The sequence below is a fragment of the Arthrobacter sp. zg-Y1116 genome (genome assembly GCF_024385485.1).
GTDB lineage: Bacteria > Actinomycetota > Actinomycetes > Actinomycetales > Micrococcaceae > Arthrobacter_B.
Window position 1 is genome coordinate 653,517 of the sequence record NZ_JANFLR010000004.1, and the last position, 15,663, is coordinate 669,179.

Sequence of the window (15,663 nt, forward strand, 5' to 3'; positions counted from 1 at the left end):
TGCCTTACGCAGACTCAGGGCTCCGGCAGCCGGCTCACGCCTTCCAGCAGCTCCGCGCGGTCCCCGCACAGCGCAATCCTGATCCAGCCCTCGCCGATGGATCCGAACGCAGTACCCGGGGCTACGGCGACGCCGTGCTCGTCCAGGAAGCGGAGGGCCCAGTCCCGGACGTTTCCTCCGGTCGCATGGGAGACGTCCGCCCAGAGGTAGAAGGCGCCGCGTGCCTCGAGATACCGGATTCCCTTCCCGGCAAGGACGGAGCAGGCGGCATCCCGGTTGGCCCGGTAATGCGCGGACGCCATGTCTACGTAGTCCTGCGGCCCGGTGAGCGCGGCCAGGGCCGCATACTGCGAGGGGGAGGCCACACAGGACACGATGGACTCCATGACCGTGCTCAGGACCGGTTCCAGTCCCTTGGGCAGCACCAGCGCACCGATGCGCAGGCCGGTCAGGCCGTAGGTCTTGGACAGGGTGAGGGAAGTGATCACGCGTTCCCCGGCGTCGCCGTCGAACGCCAGGGGGCTCACATGCGGCACATCGAAGGTGAACGCCTCGTAACACTCGTCCGAAAGAATCCACAGGTCGTGCCGCCGCGCCAGCTCCACCAGCGCACGGGTCAGTTCCCCGCTGAACACGGCCCCCAGCGGGTTGGACGGGGAATTCAGCAGCAGCACCCGCGTGCGCGGCGTGAGCAGGGCTTCGATGTCTTCGATCCTCGGCTGGAACCCGTGCTCCGGATACAGGGGATACGCCACCGGCACTGCATGCAGGAGTTCGGCGGTCATCGCGAACGTCGGGTATCCCGGGTTCGGCACCAGGATCTCGTCTCCGGCGTCCAGGAGCAGGCTCATGGCCAAATGCAGGCCCTGCTGCGCCCCCGACGTAACGAAGACGCGCTCAGCGCTGATCTCTTTCCCGCAGGCGGCACCCGCATGCCGGGCGAAGGCGGAGCGCAGGGGAGCGATCCCCGCATTAGGGGTGTAACCGGTCTCATCCCGGTCCAGCGTGGCCCGGGCGGCGTCGAGGATATGCCCCGGGGTGGGGAAGCCGGGCTCGCCGATGCTCAGGACAATCGCATCCGGCTTCGCCCAGGCGGCCTGGGTGATTTGGCGGATCTGGTTGGCCGGGACTTTCCGGACGTGGGGTGAGAGCTGTGCCATATCCGAATGCTATCGCCGCCTGCGGGCGGCAGCGGTGCGGAACGGACGCCGGTCGCCGCAACATATACTGAAAGGCGTGAATTCAGGGCAGGTCCGTTCAGGACTGATTATTGTGGACAAGCCGCAGGGATGGACGAGCCATGACGTGGTCGGACGCCTGCGGAGGCTGGCGGGCACCCGGAAGGTCGGACACGCGGGCACCCTGGATCCGATGGCCACCGGCGTGCTGGTGGTCGGCATCAACAAGGCCACGCGCCTGCTGACCTACATTGTCGGCACCACCAAGACCTACGAAGCGACCATCCGGCTCGGCCAGTCGACCGTCACGGACGACGCCGAGGGCGAAGTCACGGCCGAAACCATTGCCGCCGCCGTGACGGACAAGGAAATCCGGGCTGCGGTGGCGAACCTGACGGGCGACATCCAGCAGGTCCCCAGCAGCGTCAGCGCGATCAAGGTCAACGGGGAACGTTCCTACGCAAAGGTCCGCGCCGGCGGCGAAGTGAACCTGCCCGCGCGGCCGGTTACCGTCTCCCGGTTCGAGGTCCACGCCATCCGGCGCGAGAACGGCGGGCGGCTGCGCGACGTCGACGTCACCGTCGACTGCTCCTCCGGCACCTACATCCGCGCCCTCGCCCGTGACCTCGGTGCCGCGCTCGGCGTCGGCGGGCACCTGACCGCGCTGCGCCGCACGTGCGTGGGACCGTTCAGCCTGGACCAGGCCTCCACCCTCGAGGAACTGGCCGAGGACCTGCGGGTCCTGGACCTCGACGACGCCGCCGCCGACCTCTTCCCGGTACGCCGCCTGTCCGCAGCCGAAGCCGAGGACCTCTCGCACGGCCGCCGGATCAGCGCCACCGGCACCGGACAGCCGGGACCGGTCGCGGCCATCGATCCGGACGGCCGGGCGGTGGGACTGCTCGAGGACAAGGGTGAGCAGGCGAAGGCACTGCTGGTCTTCACACCCGGAAACGAGAAGGCGTAAATGGACCCGCTGTTCCTCGTTGGTTCCCTCGTCTGCCTGGTGTCCGTGGTGCTGTGCATCGGTGCCGCCGTCCTGAAGCAGGGACCAAACGACCTCACCATCCTGTCTGCGGCCGCCGTCGAACTCTTCCTGCTGGTCTACGGCGCCGCTTCCCTGATCCGCCTCGCCGGAGGGGAAGGGATCGCCGGCGAAGCCTGGGAGTTCTGGGGCTATCTGCTGACCGCGCTGGTCATCCCGGTCGGTGCGGTCTGGTGGTCGCTCCTGGACCGCAGCCGCTGGAGCAACATCGTGCTTTCCGCCGTGGGAATCACCGTATTTGTCATGCTGTTCCGGATGGAACAGATCTGGGACGGAGCAACACTTCTATGAACCGCAGCATAAATCCCGACGACGCCGAGTCGGCGGACATGTCCGCTCCGGCGGCCCGCAACGCTGGACCCGGCCGCCTGCTGGTAGCCGTTTACGCGATTTTCGCGCTGGCGGCGTCGGCCCGCGCTGCGTTCCAGATCCTCACCAAGTTCGAGCATGCGCCGCTGGCCTACCTGCTGTCCGCTTTTGCCGCCCTGGTCTACATCGTGGCGACCGTCGGCCTGGCCCGCTCCGGCGCCACGGCCTATCGGATCTCCGTGGCGGCAGTGGGCGTGGAAATGGTCGGAGTGCTGGCCGTCGGCGTGTTCGGCCTGATCGACCCGGCCGCACTGCCCGAGGACACGGTCTGGTCCGGCTTCGGCAGCGGTTACGGGTACGTGCCGCTGATCCTGCCGATGATCGGGTTGTGGTGGCTTTACCGGCACCGCGCAGACGCGCGCCGATGAAATAAGTATGCTTACCTAATTCGCGCGGGTGCGTGAGACGATGGCAGGAACAACTTCAGTTCCAACTCCGTCAAAGGGGAGCCATGAGCAACGCAGCGCCGACACCGGGCGACCGGAACAGCCCCACGGGCACGGACGGCCCGGGAAACCAGGCACCGAAGGCGCCGGGGACATCAACACCGGGCGTGCCCGCGTCTGACGCCTCGACCCGCCGGGAGCGGTCCGGCAAGCCGGGCAGGGCAGCAAAGCAGCCCAAGGCTGCCAAGCCCTACAAGAGCAGTGACGACTGGGGCGTTTTCCGCGCCGTCGTCATCGGGGTGGGCATTCTCGTGGCCGGCTTCGGCCTCTATAACCTCATCACCGGCACGGCAGGCCTGCCGGACAGTTCCGGGGGAGAGGTCGATCCGACCCTCGAGAGCCAGTACCGGTTCTTCGCCGCCATGATGGTGGGCGTGGGTGCGGCGTTCGTGGCCATTGCCGTGAAATTCCAGTGGGCGAACATGCTCTGGCTCGTCTGCCTGATGGTGTTCCTGGGCGGCATCGGCCGTGTGCTTTCCTGGGCCTTCTCCGGAACCCCGCATTTCACCTTCATTGTGTTGATGATCGTTGAGCTGGCTTTCCCGCCGGCGCTGCTGGTCTGGCACCGGTTCATCGCCAAGACCTCCGACCTGCGCCGCGAATACAGCCAGCAGGCCGGAGGAGATGCCGGGATTGCGGGCGGTTCCCGGTAAGCGGCGCAGATCGGACATAATGGATAGGTCCCGGCGCGGCGAAAGCCGCCCGGAAACCTGGACCAGCCGTTCGACCGGCGCTGGAAAATGCTGTTAAGGAGCCTGTGTGTACTACTGGAATGACCTGGCGGAAATACCCGCCGATATTGGTCCGACAGTAATCACCATCGGCAACTTCGACGGGGTGCACCTGGGCCACCAGCATGTGCTCAACCGCCTGGTCAAGGTGGCCCGCGCCCAGGATGCCGCCGCCGTCGCCATCTCCTTTGATCCCCATCCGGCGCAGGTGCACCGGCCCGAAAGCGCACCCGAACTGATCATGGGCCTCGTGGACCGGGTGCAGGCGCTGGCGGATACCGGGCTGGACGGCCTGCTGATGATGCATTACACGCTGGATCTGGCGTCCCTGACCGCCGAGGAATTTGTCCGCACGGTCCTGGTCGAGGCGCTCCACGTCAAGACAGTCGTCATCGGCCACGACGTCCGCTTCGGACGGGGCAATGCAGGAGACCTGGACACCATGCGCGGACTCGGCCGCGAGCTTGGGTTCGACGTGGAAGCGGTGGAGGATTTCGGTGCCCTTCCGGACGGACCGGACTCCGGCCGGCGCTGTTCCTCCACCTGGATCCGCGAGGCACTGCGGGAAGGTGATGTCCGCATCGCTGCCCGCCTGCTGGGACGCACCCACCGGATGCGCGGCGAAGTGGTGCACGGGGCGGCACGCGGCCGCGAACTGGGTTTCCCCACCGCCAACCTCGCCCCGGAATCCTCAGGCCTTATCCCCGCCGACGGCATCTACGCCGGCTGGCTGGTGGACGAGGCCGGCGCCCGGTGGCCCGCCGCCGTGTCGGTGGGATCCAATCCCACCTTCGAGGGTGTGAGCCGCCAGGTGGAAGCCCACGTCATCGACCGTCCGGCCGAAGAGGTGGAGGACTTCAACCTGTACGGCCAGCACGTGGTGGTGGAATTCGTGGCCCGGCTGCGGGGCATGGTGGCATACACCGGGCCCGACGCGCTGGTCGCCCAGATGCGACTCGACGTCGAACGCACCCGCGAGGTCCTTTCGACAGAAAGCGGCCCGGGCAGGTAAACTGGTTTCAAATTCGGCTGCGGTCCGTGGCGGCTGAATTTCTTTATGTTCCGGGGCTGACGCCCCAGGGCAAAAAGATTCCCGGCAGCGAAGTGCTGACTCGGGCCTCACGGCACAACTCTAGGAGTTACATTGGCACTCGATCCCGCCGTCAAGCAGGAGATCATTCGGGAATTCGCTCGCGCTGAAGGGGACACCGGTTCCCCCGAGGTTCAGGTTGCTGTGCTTTCACGGCGCATCCTCGACCTGACCGAGCACCTGAAGACGCACAAGCATGACCACCACACCCGCCGCGGCCTGATGGCCCTGGTTGGTCGTCGTCGTCGCATGCTTAGCTACCTGCGCGAGACCGACATCGCCCGCTACCGTGCGCTCATTGAGCGTCTCGGCCTGCGTCGATAGTCTTTGTGAAAGGCGGCACCTGTGCACTGCACGGGGAGCCGCCTTTTGCGCAGGCAGGCATGGACACCGGGAAAGCCGGAAGCGCACCTGTCTGATTCCGGTCCCCCTCGAAGGGGACCGGCGAAGGTAGTTCAGCTGTAAAAGAAGCACCAGCAAACATCACAGGAGTCAGCCAGCATCGCAGCATTCGCGGTCCTCGGTAGTGGTCTCCGGGAGAATCTGCCCGAGGACCTCGATCGAAGACCGGGTGTTGAACGTGCGGCCCGTGCCGCGCGGAAAGAAGTTCGATACGGTGCTGGGTGCCTCCGCCCACAGAAGAAACGGAGGTGACTCTCATATGGAGGGTCCCGAAATTCAGTTCTCAGAAGCCGTTATTGACAACGGCAAGTACGGCAAGCGCGTCATCCGGTTCGAAACCGGCCGCCTTGCCCAGCAGGCAGCCGGTTCGGCGATGGTCTACATTGACGAAGACACCGCCCTGCTCTCGGCCACGTCCGCCGGTAAGTCCCCGCGTGAAGGTTTCGACTTCTTCCCGCTGACCGTGGACGTCGAGGAGCGTATGTACGCTGCCGGCCGCATCCCGGGCTCGTTCTTCCGCCGCGAAGGCCGCCCGTCCACCGAAGCCATCCTGGCCTGCCGCCTGATGGACCGCCCGCTGCGCCCCGCATTCGTCAAGGGCCTGCGCAACGAGGTCCAGATTGTCGTCACCGTCCTGGCGATCAACCCGGACGTTCTCTACGACGTGGTTGCGATCAACGCTTCCTCCATGTCCACCCAGCTGAGCGGCCTGCCGTTCTCCGGCCCGATCGGCGGCGTCCGCGTTGCCCTGGTCGACGGCCAGTGGGTTGCGTTCCCGAAGCACTCCGAGCTGGAGCGCGCCGTGTTCTCAATGGTGGTTGCCGGCCGCATTGCCGGTGACGACGTCGCCATCATGATGGTGGAAGCCGAAGCCACCGACAACGCCTGGAACCTCATCAAGGAAGAGGGCGCCACCGCCCCGACCGAAGAGGTTGTTGCAGAAGGCCTGGAAGCGGCAAAGCCGTTCATCAAGGTCCTGTGCGACGCCCAGTCGGACCTGGCTGCCCGCGCCGCCAAGCCCACCGTCGAGTTCCCGATCTTCCTGGACTACCAGGATGACGTGTACGAGGCCGTTGAAGCCGCTGCCGGCGAGAAGCTGGCCAAGGTCTTCTCGATCGCCGACAAGCAGGAGCGCGACGCCGCCGCCGACGAGCTGAAGAACGAAGTCAAGGCCGCACTGGCTGAGAAGTTCGAAGGCCGCGAAGGCGAAGTCTCCGCCGCATTCCGTTCCGTCACCAAGCAGGTTGTGCGCCAGCGCATCCTCAAGGAGCAGGTCCGTATCGACGGCCGCGGCCTGACGGACATCCGTCAGCTCACCGCCGAGGTAGAGGTTCTGCCCCGCGTGCACGGTTCGGCCATCTTCGAGCGCGGCGAAACCCAGATCATGGGTGTCACCACGCTGAACATGCTGAAGATGGAACAGCAGATCGACTCGCTGTCGCCGGTAACGCGCAAGCGCTACATGCACAACTACAACTTCCCGCCGTACTCCACCGGTGAGACCGGCCGCGTGGGTTCGCCCAAGCGCCGCGAAATCGGCCACGGCGCACTTGCAGAGCGCGCCCTGATGCCGGTGCTGCCCACGCGTGAAGAATTCCCGTACGCCATCCGCCAGGTCTCCGAAGCCCTGAGCTCCAACGGTTCCACCTCCATGGGTTCGGTCTGCGCCTCGACGCTGTCCATGCTCAACGCCGGTGTGCCGCTGCGCGCTCCGGTGGCAGGTATCGCCATGGGCCTGGTCTCCGACCAGGTTGACGGCGAAACCCGCTACGCAGCCCTGACCGATATCCTCGGCGCCGAAGATGCCTTCGGCGACATGGACTTCAAGGTTGCCGGTACCTCCGAGTTCGTCACGGCCATCCAGCTGGACACCAAGCTCGACGGTATCCCCGCCTCCGTGCTGGCAGCAGCACTGAAGCAGGCCCGCGAAGCCCGCCTGCACATCCTCGACGTGATGCAGGCCGCGATCGACGCACCGGACGAGCTCTCCGAGTTCGCCCCGCGCATCATCTCGGTCAAGATCCCCGTGGACAAGATCGGCGAGGTCATCGGCCCGAAGGGCAAGATGATCAACCAGATCCAGGAGGACACCGGCGCTGACATCTCCATCGAAGATGACGGCACCGTCCTCATCGGCGCAACCGACGGCGGCTCCGCCGAGGCTGCCCGCTCGGCGATCAACGCGATCGCCAACCCGCAGGTCCCCGAGATCGGCGAGCGTTACCTCGGCACGGTAGTCAAGACCACCACCTTCGGTGCTTTTGTCTCCCTGACCCCGGGCAAGGATGGCCTGCTGCACATCTCCGAGCTGCGTAAGCTCGCCGGCGGCAAGCGCGTGGACAACGTCGACGACGTCGTCTCCGTGGGCCAGAAGGTCCAGGTGGAAATCACCAAGATCGACGACCGCGGAAAGCTTTCGCTCTCCCCGGTGGTTGCTGAAGACGCCGAAGGCGAAGAAGCAGCAGAAACCGAGTCTGCAGAGTAAATGCCGGACTACTCCGATGGAAACCGTCCCGTGTCCCCTTCCTCACCGAAGGGGCACGGGACGGTTGTCCAGCTTCCGCTGACCACTCTTTCCTCCGACCCGACCCTTGTTGTCGGCACTCCGGGAGGCGCCGTCGTGCGCCGTTCGGTATTGCCCGGCGGCGTCCGGGTCCTGACGGAGGAAATGCCGGGCCAGCGCAGCACGGCCATCGGATTCTGGGTTGGTGTCGGCTCGCGGGATGAAGCCGCGGGCCGGCACGGCTCCACACACTTCCTTGAGCACCTGCTGTTCAAGGGCACCAGCCGCCGTTCGGCGCTGGATATCGCCTCGGCGTTTGACGAGGTGGGCGGCGAGTCCAATGCGGCCACCGCCAAGGAAAGCACCTGCTACTACGCACGGGTGCTGGATACCGATCTTCCGATGGCCATTGACGTCATCACCGACATGGTCACGTCCGCCGTCCTGGATCCTGAGGAACTGGAACAGGAACGCGACGTCATCCTCGAAGAGATCGCCATGGACAATGACGATCCGGCCGATCTCTGCCACGAAAAGTTTTCCGAAGCCGTCCTCGGCGACCATGCCCTCGGCCGTCCCATCGGCGGCACTCCGGACGCCATCCGGAGCGTGTCCCGCGAAGCGGTCCTTGACCATTACCGGCGGTACTACCGTCCGGAGGAACTGGTAGTCACCGCTGCCGGGGGACTGGACCACGAGCAGGTCTGCGCACTCGTGCTGGAGGCGCTGCAGACCGCCGGCTGGGAACTGGACCCGGCGGCAACGCCCGCGCCGCGCCGGGACACCGCGCCGGCGTCGATCTCCGGCACCGCCGGAGTCCACGTCATCAACCGTCCGGTGGAGCAGGCCAACATCGTGATGGGCTGCCCCTCACTGACCGCCACGGATGACCGCCGCTTTGCCATGAGCGTGCTGAACACGATCCTCGGCGGGGGCATGTCCTCCCGCCTGTTCCAGGAGATCCGCGAGAAGCGCGGACTGGTGTACTCCACCTACTCCTTCTCGGCGTCGTACGCGGACGCCGGCTACTTCGGCATGTATGCGGGCTGCTCGCCTGCCAAAACCCGCCAGGTCATCGATTTGCTCGGCAGCGAGCTCGAGCGACTGGCCGCCGACGGCGTTGAGCCGGCCGAGCTGGCCAAGGCACTGGGCCAGATCTCCGGCGGCATGGTGCTGGGCCTGGAGGACTCCGGCTCGCGGATGTCCCGCCTGGGCAGGGCCGAGCTGGTCAGCGGCGAGTTCATCGACATTGATGAGTCCCTGCGCCGGATCCATTCGGTCACCGCGGAACAGGTCCAGGAACTGGCCGTCGAACTGGCCGCCGCGCCCCGCACCATCACCGTGGTGGGTCCGTTCGAATCAGCGGCCGAACTGGGCTTCTAGCCGTTATACGAAAGGCACACCCGAACCGCGCCAAGCGGATCGGGTGTGCCTTTGCCGGTTAACCGCCGCGGGCGCTGCTTGTACCCGCCGTGAAGGGCGGCCTTCAGCGCCGTTGATATCAGTCAGGGTGTTGCCCGTTCGCGGAGCTCTCGCGGGGCAGGTATGGGCGCCAGCCCACGGTGGATTCCACCATGACGGCGTACGCGGCTTCGCGGTCCCGCCTTTCCAGGGCAGCGGTCATCCGCGTAAAGAATGCCAGGCGAGCACGAAGACCTTCTTCGGTTAAGGCACGGCCCATGGTTGAGATCGGCACCGCTTCACGCTCCAGGATGTCCAGGAGCGCGCCGAAGACCGGGCGCAGCATGGCGTTCGGCGACAAAGAGAGCACGTGTCTTTGATATTTGGTGCAGGCCTTCATGAAGCCGTTTATGTCCCAGGTTTCAATCGACTGTTCCATCTGGTCCAGATGTTCGTGCAGTCGGGCGATGTCGGCCATGGTCGCGTGATCCAGTGCATCCGACACCACGAGCGGATCGAGGGTATTCCGCATTCGCAGGGCCTCAGCCACGCTGGGGTCGCCGGTGTCCAAGGTCATCAGCTCGCCGCCGAGGCGTCCAAGAACGGTCCGTTCAACAGCAAAGATGCCCCCGCCGGGCCCTCGGCGGACCTCCACGGCGCCTCGGTCCTGCGCGATTTTGAGACCTTCGTTGAAGGACCCGGAAGATGCTCCGCTCCGTTCGCGGAGCTCATCCTTCTGCCCCAGGCGCGCCCCGGGCTGGGAGCTCTCGGAAAGGGATACCAGCAGGGCAGCCACGTCATGGGCGCGACTGCTTGGTTGGATCGACATCCGACCCTCCTTCCGCCCTGCGAGTTCGGGCCCCTTGGGTTCACCCTTGACGGGAATGTGCACCCAGTCTAGGCTCGAATTCATAGTGATGAATTTCACATTCATTATATCTTATTGGGTTGTCCTTCACTTATTGGGTGCGAGGCCCTGATTTCACCCCAGTACATCTTTCAAAGGAGAACGATGACCGAGGTCACTAATCACGTAGATGTCCTGATTATCGGAGCCGGCCTGTCCGGTATTGGTGCCGCCGCCCATCTCGTAAGGGAGTGTCCCGGTAAGCGGTACGCCGTCCTGGAGTCGCGCGGTGCCATTGGCGGGACCTGGGACCTGTTCCGCTACCCCGGCATCCGCTCCGATTCGGACATGTACACCTTCGGCTACTCCTTCAAGCCATGGAAGGAGCCGAAGGCGATCTCCGACGGGGAGTCGATCAGGCGCTACGTCGAGGAGACCGCCGACGAGTATGGAATCACCAGCTCCATCCGGTTCCACCACCGGGTCCTGTCAGCGGACTGGTCCACGGCGGATGCCCAATGGAGGGTGACCACAGAGCGGACGGACACGGGGGAGACCATTGAATTCACCGCCTCGTGGGTTATCGGTGCCACCGGGTATTACCGCTACGACGAGGGCTACCGCCCGGCATTCAAGGGCGAGGAGGGCTTCCGCGGCCAGATCGTGCACCCCCAGCACTGGCCGGAGGATCTGGACTACACGGGCAAGCGCGTGGTTGTCATCGGCAGCGGCGCCACCGCTGTGACACTGGTCCCGAACATGGTCGAGAAGGCCAAGCACGTGACCATGCTGCAACGCACCCCCACGTACATCGCGTCCGTGCCAACCGTCGATCCTCTGGCTGATGTGCTGCGGCGCGTACTGCCGGCCTCCCTGGCCTATTCGGTCCTGCGGTGGAAGAACTGGCTGAACCTGCACCTGCGATACACCCTGAGTCGCAGCAAGCCCGACATGGTCCGCGCCAAGATCCGTCAGGACGCCATCAAGCTGCTCCCCGCGGGGTACGACGTCGATACGCACTTCAATCCGCCCTACAACCCCTGGGACCAGCGGTTGTGTGCGGTCCCTGACGGCGACCTGTTCACGGCATTGCGTGGCGGCAAAGCCTCTATCGTCACCGGCGGCACCCGGACCTTCACCGAGGACGGGATAGAGCTTGAGTCCGGCGAGCAGCTTCCCGCCGACATTATCGTGACTGCCACCGGGCTGAACCTGCAGTGGCTGGGCGGCATGACGTTGAGCATCGACGGCGAGAAGGTCAATGTCGGCGAGCGGTTCGCCTATAAGGGCATGATGATCTCCGGTGTGCCCAACCTGAGCGTGGTCTCGGGGTACACCAACGTTTCCTGGACCCTGAAGGCCGACCTGATCAGCCGATACGCATGCCGTCTCCTGCAGCATCTGGACGCGAACGGGTATGCCAGCGCGACCCCGCTCACCCCCACCGATGAAACTCCCCATCCTTTCCTCGACCTCGACGCCGGCTACATCCGGAGGGGAGTCGACGGGATGGCCAAGCAGGGTTCGCGGGTGCCCTGGCGGCTGCACCAAAACTATATTAAGGACATCCGGCTCTTCAACGGCCGACGGCTTGAGGACGGGTCCATCAGCTTCCAGCGCAGGGGCGGCGCCCCGGTCCCGGCGCCGGAGGTGGCAGAGGGGCTGAATACTCCTCATACTCGGAGCATCCTGGTCGGGGGCGGACAGGTCCGGTATCGGGACGAGGGGGAAGGCACTCCGGTCGTGCTGGTGCACGGAATCGGCCGCAGCCTCGAGGACTGGACCGAGCAGCACGAGTTGCTCGCCGGCCACGGGTACCGCGTCGTAAGCGTCGACCTGGCTGGCTTCGGTGAATCCGCGCCTTTGCGCGAACCGTACACACTGCCGGCCCTGGCCCGCTTTATGGCGGCCTTCCTGGACGCGGTGGGTATCGCTTCGCCCGCGCACCTGGTGGGCAACTCCCTCGGTGGAGCCGTCGCCATGCAACTGTCGCTCCAGTCTCCCGAGCGGGTGCGCAGCCTCGTGCTCGCCGGCAGCGCCGGCTTCGGCCGCGAGGTCGCCCTGCCGGTCCGGCTGATGTCGGTCCGGCCGCTGGGCAAACTGCTCATGGGCAAACCCAGTCCGGCCTCGGCGCGACGCGTCGAGCTCAACCTCTTCCACGACCCTGCACTGGTCACAGACGAGAGGGTTAGCCGTGGATTCCGTTTGGCCTCGAGACCGGACGCCACCCGTGTCTTCCTGGACACCGCTGCGGCACTCGGCACAATCCGTGGTTCCCGCGATGCCTGGCGAGAGGAGCTGATGGCCGGAGTCGCGGCGCAGCGCGTGCCCGCCCTGGTCGTGTGGGGTGACAAGGACAGGATCTTCCCGTTCGCCCAGCTCGCCGCCGCCGGCAAACACTTGCCGCAGGCCCGCACCCACGCCTTCCGGGACACCGGGCACATGCCGCAGATCGAGCGGGCCGAAGAGTTTGCCGGTCTGATCCGCGGCTTCTGGGCCGAGGCGCCCCTCCCGCCCGCATCCGGCGGCGAAGATACCCTCACCGCATCCCGCTGAACCGCATCCCGCTGACCGGACGCGCCTAAGACACCCCTTCTCAAAACCGAAAGCAGACCACACGACATGCCCAGCCTTCAGAACTTAGGAATCGGATCCTGGCCGCGCCGGCGGGCGATGCTGAGCCCCAATCGAGTAGCAGTGGAGTTCGAGGGTGCAGCGCTGACATTCGCACAATTCGCTGCCCGGGTGGAGGCACTCTCCGCTTGGCTGGCCCGTCAAGGCGTCCGTCCGGGTGACCGGGTGGCCTACTGGGGCGTAAATCATCCGGCGCTGCTCGAGACTTTGTTCGCCACGACGCGGATCGGGGCGATCTCCGTGCTGGTCAACGCCCGCCTGGCGCCCGCAGAGGCGGAGTACATCCTGACGGACAGCGGTGCGCTCGTGCTGTTCTTCGGACGGGAGCAGGCCGAAGCCAGCAGGATGATCGCCGGGAGGATCCCCGCCGCCGTCCTGGTGGACATCGATGGCAGCGGGACCGCAGGAGTTGCATACGGGCAGCTGCCCGTTGATTCACAGCCGGTGCCGGAGGTCAACTGTGGCCTGGAGGATCCCGCGGTGCTGATGTATACCTCCGGTACTACCGGCCGGCCCAAAGGAGCGCTGCTCACTCACGGCAACCTGTTCTTCAATGACATCAATGTCCTCATCGATTCGGACATCCGTCCTGACGAGGTGTGCCTCGCGGCAGCCCCGCTGTTCCACATCGCCGGGCTCAACGGGCTCGTGCTGCCGACCTTCCTCAAAGGCGGCACCATCGTGGTGCACCGGCGGGTGGAGGCGGAAGCCATCTTCTCGGCAATCCAGGATCGAGGGGTGACCAGCCTGTTCGCAGTTCCTGCGATGCTCGACGCTCTGGCCCACCATCACCTGTTTGGCACATCGGACCTGTCATCGCTGCGGACCATTATCGTCGGCGGGGCGCCGGTACCCGAACGTATTCTGCGCAGCTGGGCCGCACGGGACGTCGCTGTCCAACAGGGCTACGGTCTGACTGAAACCGCCCCGGCGGTGCTCAAACTTAACGGCCAGGACGGGGTCAGCAAGGCCGGCTCCGCAGGCAAGCCGCAGTTTCTCGTCGATGTGCGACTCGTCGCCCCGGGCGGTGAGCCGGCGCGGCCGGGGGAGATCGGGGAAATCCAGACTGTAGGACCCAACGTGATCCGCGAGTATTGGCAGCGCCCCGACGCTACCGCTGCGGCGTTTACCGACGGGTGGTTCTGCACCGGGGACGCCGCGGAGAAGGACGAAGAGGGCTATTACTGGATCAGGGACCGGTACAAGGACATGTATGTCTCCGGTGGGGAGAACGTGTACCCGGCCGAAGTGGAGACCGCGTTGCTGAACGTGCCCGGTGTCGCCGAAGCCGCCGTCGTCGGGGTGCCCGACGAACAATGGGGCGAAGTCGGCAAGGCATTCATCGTGCCCGAGGCACGCGGTGAACTCATGAGCGGGGAAGGCATCCGCGAGGCGGTGGCTCCCCTCCTGTCCCGGTTCAAGATCCCTAAGTACATCGAGTTCATCGACCACATGCCGCGCACCTCCACCGGCAAACTGCTCAAGACGGATTTGCGCAACCACCAGGGAGTTTCCGGGTGAGCCTGCCCGGCAAAACCATTGCCGGGCTCCTGCGCCTACCCGCCTGCGAAGGGCGGGAGGATGTCCACGACGTCCCCCGGCTGCAGCAGCAGGTCCGGGTTCCGGGCAGCCGTTTCATTGACCAGGAACGTGCTGCGCGCAATCACCGTACCGAGAGCGGGGATGCCTGCACCCGGTGACGGGTACCGGGCGGCAAGCTTTTCCGCCAGCTCGGCCAGCGTCAGCGGCCCTTCATCCAGGTGTTCTTCTTCCGTGCCGGCTGCTGCCTTCGCAGCGCCGAAGTATCTGATCAGCACTTAGCCGCCTATCGCACTCATGGTTCGTTCGGGCTGGACATAGTCGGAGTCGCCGAGCCCGGCATGGCCCATGCCGTGTGCCCTGGGCTTGCCCCACATGGCTTCCTGCCAGCGGCGGACGACGGCGTCGTCGTCCACGCCGCTGCGCAGCAGTGCCAGCAGGTCCGTCTCATCGTGGGAAAACAGGCAGCTGCGGACCTTTCCCTCGGCCGTGATCCGGGTGCGGACACACTCGGCGCAGAAGGGTTCGGTGACGGAGGCAATGATGCCGACCGTCCCGACAACCGTTGCCGGGTCCGCGTGCCGGCGGACCTCCCAGCGCTGGGCCGGTGCGCCGTTGCGCTCCCGGGGGTCGGGCGTCAGGACGAAGTCACGTTCCAGCAGGGACCGCATCTCGGCGGCGGTGATCATTCCGTCCCGCGTCCAGCCGTGGTCCGCATCCAGGGGCATCTGCTCAATGAACCGCAGTTCGAAGCCGCGGCTGACCGCCCACTCCAGCAGGTCCGGTGCCTCGGCGTCGTTGATTCCCCGCATCAGCACGGCATTGATCTTGACCAGGCCCAGGCCCACCCGGGCGGCTTCCTCCACCCCGCGCAGCACCCGGTCTAGGAACGGGCGGCGGGTGAGCTGGGCAAAGGTATCCGGGTGGAGGGAATCCAGGGACACGTTGATACGGGTCAGGCCGGCGTCCTTGAGTGCCTGGGCTTTCTTGTCCAGGCCGAGCCCGTTGGTGGTCAGGGAAATCGGCAGCTCCGGGTGGTTGGCCCGGATACCGGCAACAATGTCCACCAGATCCGCACGCACCAGCGGTTCACCGCCGGTCAGGCGAAGCTCGCGCACGCCCAGCCGGTCGACGCCGAGCCGGACGAGGCGCACGATTTCGTCCCGGGCAAGTACCTTGTCCCGGGCCAGCCAGTCGAGCCCTTCGGCGGGCATGCAGTACGTGCAGCGCAGGTTGCATTTGTCCGTCAGCGACAGCCGCATGTCCGTGGCCCGGCGGCCGTGCCGGTCCAGCAGACCGTCTGCCGGGGAAAGCGCCAGGGCAGACGCGGGGGAGGGCAGCGCCGACGCGGCGGCGGAGGAACCGCTGCCCGGTGCCGCGGCTTCCGCCGGGCTGATTTCTGGTGTACTGGGGGAAGGGCGTACTGCAGGCATTCCCAGCTGTGTTCCCATTCCTCGAGGTTACGCCCTTTGACAGTT

Annotated in this window: 14 protein-coding genes; 10 read left to right on the plus strand and 4 right to left on the minus strand. The window is 65.9% G+C overall.

From position 1 onward, the window contains the following. Window positions 1-14: 14 nt before the first annotated feature. Complete coding sequence (locus NNX34_RS14390; protein ID WP_255767175.1) at window positions 15-1,160, minus strand: pyridoxal phosphate-dependent aminotransferase; 1,146 nt, start codon at window positions 1,158-1,160, stop codon at window positions 15-17. Window positions 1,161-1,236: 76 nt separating this feature from the next. Between NNX34_RS14390 and truB the strand changes: the two genes are divergently transcribed. From truB to NNX34_RS14430, 8 genes are all read left to right on the plus strand, one after another. After that, window positions 1,237-2,145, plus strand: a complete 909-nt coding sequence (gene truB, locus NNX34_RS14395; RefSeq protein WP_255767176.1) for a tRNA pseudouridine(55) synthase TruB — start codon at window positions 1,237-1,239, stop codon at window positions 2,143-2,145. Further along, window positions 2,146-2,514 carry a hypothetical protein gene (locus NNX34_RS14400; RefSeq protein WP_227924482.1) on the plus strand — a complete coding sequence of 123 codons (369 nt, stop codon included), beginning with the start codon at window positions 2,146-2,148 and terminating at the stop codon, window positions 2,512-2,514. Continuing rightward, window positions 2,511-2,960 carry a hypothetical protein gene (locus NNX34_RS14405; protein ID WP_255767177.1) on the plus strand — a complete coding sequence of 150 codons (450 nt, stop codon included), beginning with the start codon at window positions 2,511-2,513 and terminating at the stop codon, window positions 2,958-2,960. Before NNX34_RS14400 ends, NNX34_RS14405 begins: the two co-directional genes overlap by 4 nt. An 83-nt stretch (window positions 2,961-3,043) precedes the next feature. Beyond that, window positions 3,044-3,691 carry a DUF4345 domain-containing protein gene (locus tag NNX34_RS14410; protein WP_255767178.1) on the plus strand — a complete coding sequence of 216 codons (648 nt, stop codon included), beginning with the start codon at window positions 3,044-3,046 and terminating at the stop codon, window positions 3,689-3,691. 106 nt (window positions 3,692-3,797) lie between these two features. Beyond that, entirely contained in the window at window positions 3,798-4,781 is a 984-nt protein-coding gene (locus tag NNX34_RS14415; RefSeq protein ID WP_255767179.1) for a bifunctional riboflavin kinase/FAD synthetase, read from the plus strand. A 132-nt stretch (window positions 4,782-4,913) separates the two neighbouring features. After that, entirely contained in the window at window positions 4,914-5,183 is a 270-nt protein-coding gene (rpsO, locus tag NNX34_RS14420; RefSeq protein ID WP_146363312.1) for a 30S ribosomal protein S15, read from the plus strand. A gap of 337 nt (window positions 5,184-5,520) precedes the next feature. Further along, window positions 5,521-7,746, plus strand: coding sequence for a polyribonucleotide nucleotidyltransferase (locus NNX34_RS14425; RefSeq protein ID WP_227924486.1), 2,226 nt, complete (start codon window positions 5,521-5,523; stop codon window positions 7,744-7,746). Continuing rightward, on the plus strand, window positions 7,747-9,147 hold the full coding sequence (locus NNX34_RS14430; RefSeq protein WP_370647279.1) for a M16 family metallopeptidase: 1,401 nt from the start codon (window positions 7,747-7,749) through the stop codon (window positions 9,145-9,147). 118 nt (window positions 9,148-9,265) lie between these two features. Here NNX34_RS14430 and NNX34_RS14435 read toward each other — a convergent pair whose 3' ends face one another. Beyond that, complete coding sequence (locus NNX34_RS14435; protein WP_255767180.1) at window positions 9,266-9,994, minus strand: FadR/GntR family transcriptional regulator; 729 nt, start codon at window positions 9,992-9,994, stop codon at window positions 9,266-9,268. 183 nt (window positions 9,995-10,177) lie between these two features. On the opposite strand from NNX34_RS14435, the gene NNX34_RS14440 reads away from it, so the two are divergent. Both NNX34_RS14440 and NNX34_RS14445 read left to right on the plus strand, forming a co-directional pair. After that, on the plus strand, window positions 10,178-12,568 hold the full coding sequence (locus tag NNX34_RS14440; protein ID WP_255767181.1) for an alpha/beta fold hydrolase: 2,391 nt from the start codon (window positions 10,178-10,180) through the stop codon (window positions 12,566-12,568). A gap of 66 nt (window positions 12,569-12,634) precedes the next feature. After that, window positions 12,635-14,167, plus strand: a complete 1,533-nt coding sequence (locus tag NNX34_RS14445) for a long-chain fatty acid--CoA ligase (RefSeq protein ID WP_255767182.1) — start codon at window positions 12,635-12,637, stop codon at window positions 14,165-14,167. Between the two features lie 35 nt (window positions 14,168-14,202). Here NNX34_RS14445 and NNX34_RS14450 read toward each other — a convergent pair whose 3' ends face one another. Together NNX34_RS14450 and moaA are read right to left on the minus strand one after the other, a co-directional pair. After that, entirely contained in the window at window positions 14,203-14,463 is a 261-nt protein-coding gene (locus tag NNX34_RS14450) for a MoaD/ThiS family protein (RefSeq protein ID WP_227924487.1), read from the minus strand. Beyond that, entirely contained in the window at window positions 14,464-15,636 is a 1,173-nt protein-coding gene (gene moaA, locus NNX34_RS14455; protein WP_370647081.1) for a GTP 3',8-cyclase MoaA, read from the minus strand. Window positions 15,637-15,663 lie beyond the last annotated feature (27 nt).

Bases quoted from the DNA above. Each gene is read 5' to 3' on its own strand.
- NNX34_RS14400 (WP_227924482.1), top strand. From the start codon at position 2,146: ATGGACCCGCTGTTCCTCGTTGGTTCCCTCGTCTGCCTGGTGTCCGTG.
- NNX34_RS14440 (WP_255767181.1), top strand. From the start codon at position 10,178: ATGACCGAGGTCACTAATCACGTAGATGTCCTGATTATCGGAGCCGGC.
- moaA (WP_370647081.1), bottom strand. From the start codon at position 15,636: ATGGGAACACAGCTGGGAATGCCTGCAGTACGCCCTTCCCCCAGTACA.
- NNX34_RS14435 (WP_255767180.1), bottom strand. From the start codon at position 9,994: ATGTCGATCCAACCAAGCAGTCGCGCCCATGACGTGGCTGCCCTGCTG.
- NNX34_RS14425 (WP_227924486.1), top strand. From the start codon at position 5,521: ATGGAGGGTCCCGAAATTCAGTTCTCAGAAGCCGTTATTGACAACGGC.
- NNX34_RS14410 (WP_255767178.1), top strand. From the start codon at position 3,044: ATGAGCAACGCAGCGCCGACACCGGGCGACCGGAACAGCCCCACGGGC.
- NNX34_RS14445 (WP_255767182.1), top strand. From the start codon at position 12,635: ATGCCCAGCCTTCAGAACTTAGGAATCGGATCCTGGCCGCGCCGGCGG.
- NNX34_RS14390 (WP_255767175.1), bottom strand. From the start codon at position 1,160: ATGGCACAGCTCTCACCCCACGTCCGGAAAGTCCCGGCCAACCAGATC.
- NNX34_RS14430 (WP_370647279.1), top strand. From the start codon at position 7,747: ATGCCGGACTACTCCGATGGAAACCGTCCCGTGTCCCCTTCCTCACCG.
- NNX34_RS14405 (WP_255767177.1), top strand. From the start codon at position 2,511: ATGAACCGCAGCATAAATCCCGACGACGCCGAGTCGGCGGACATGTCC.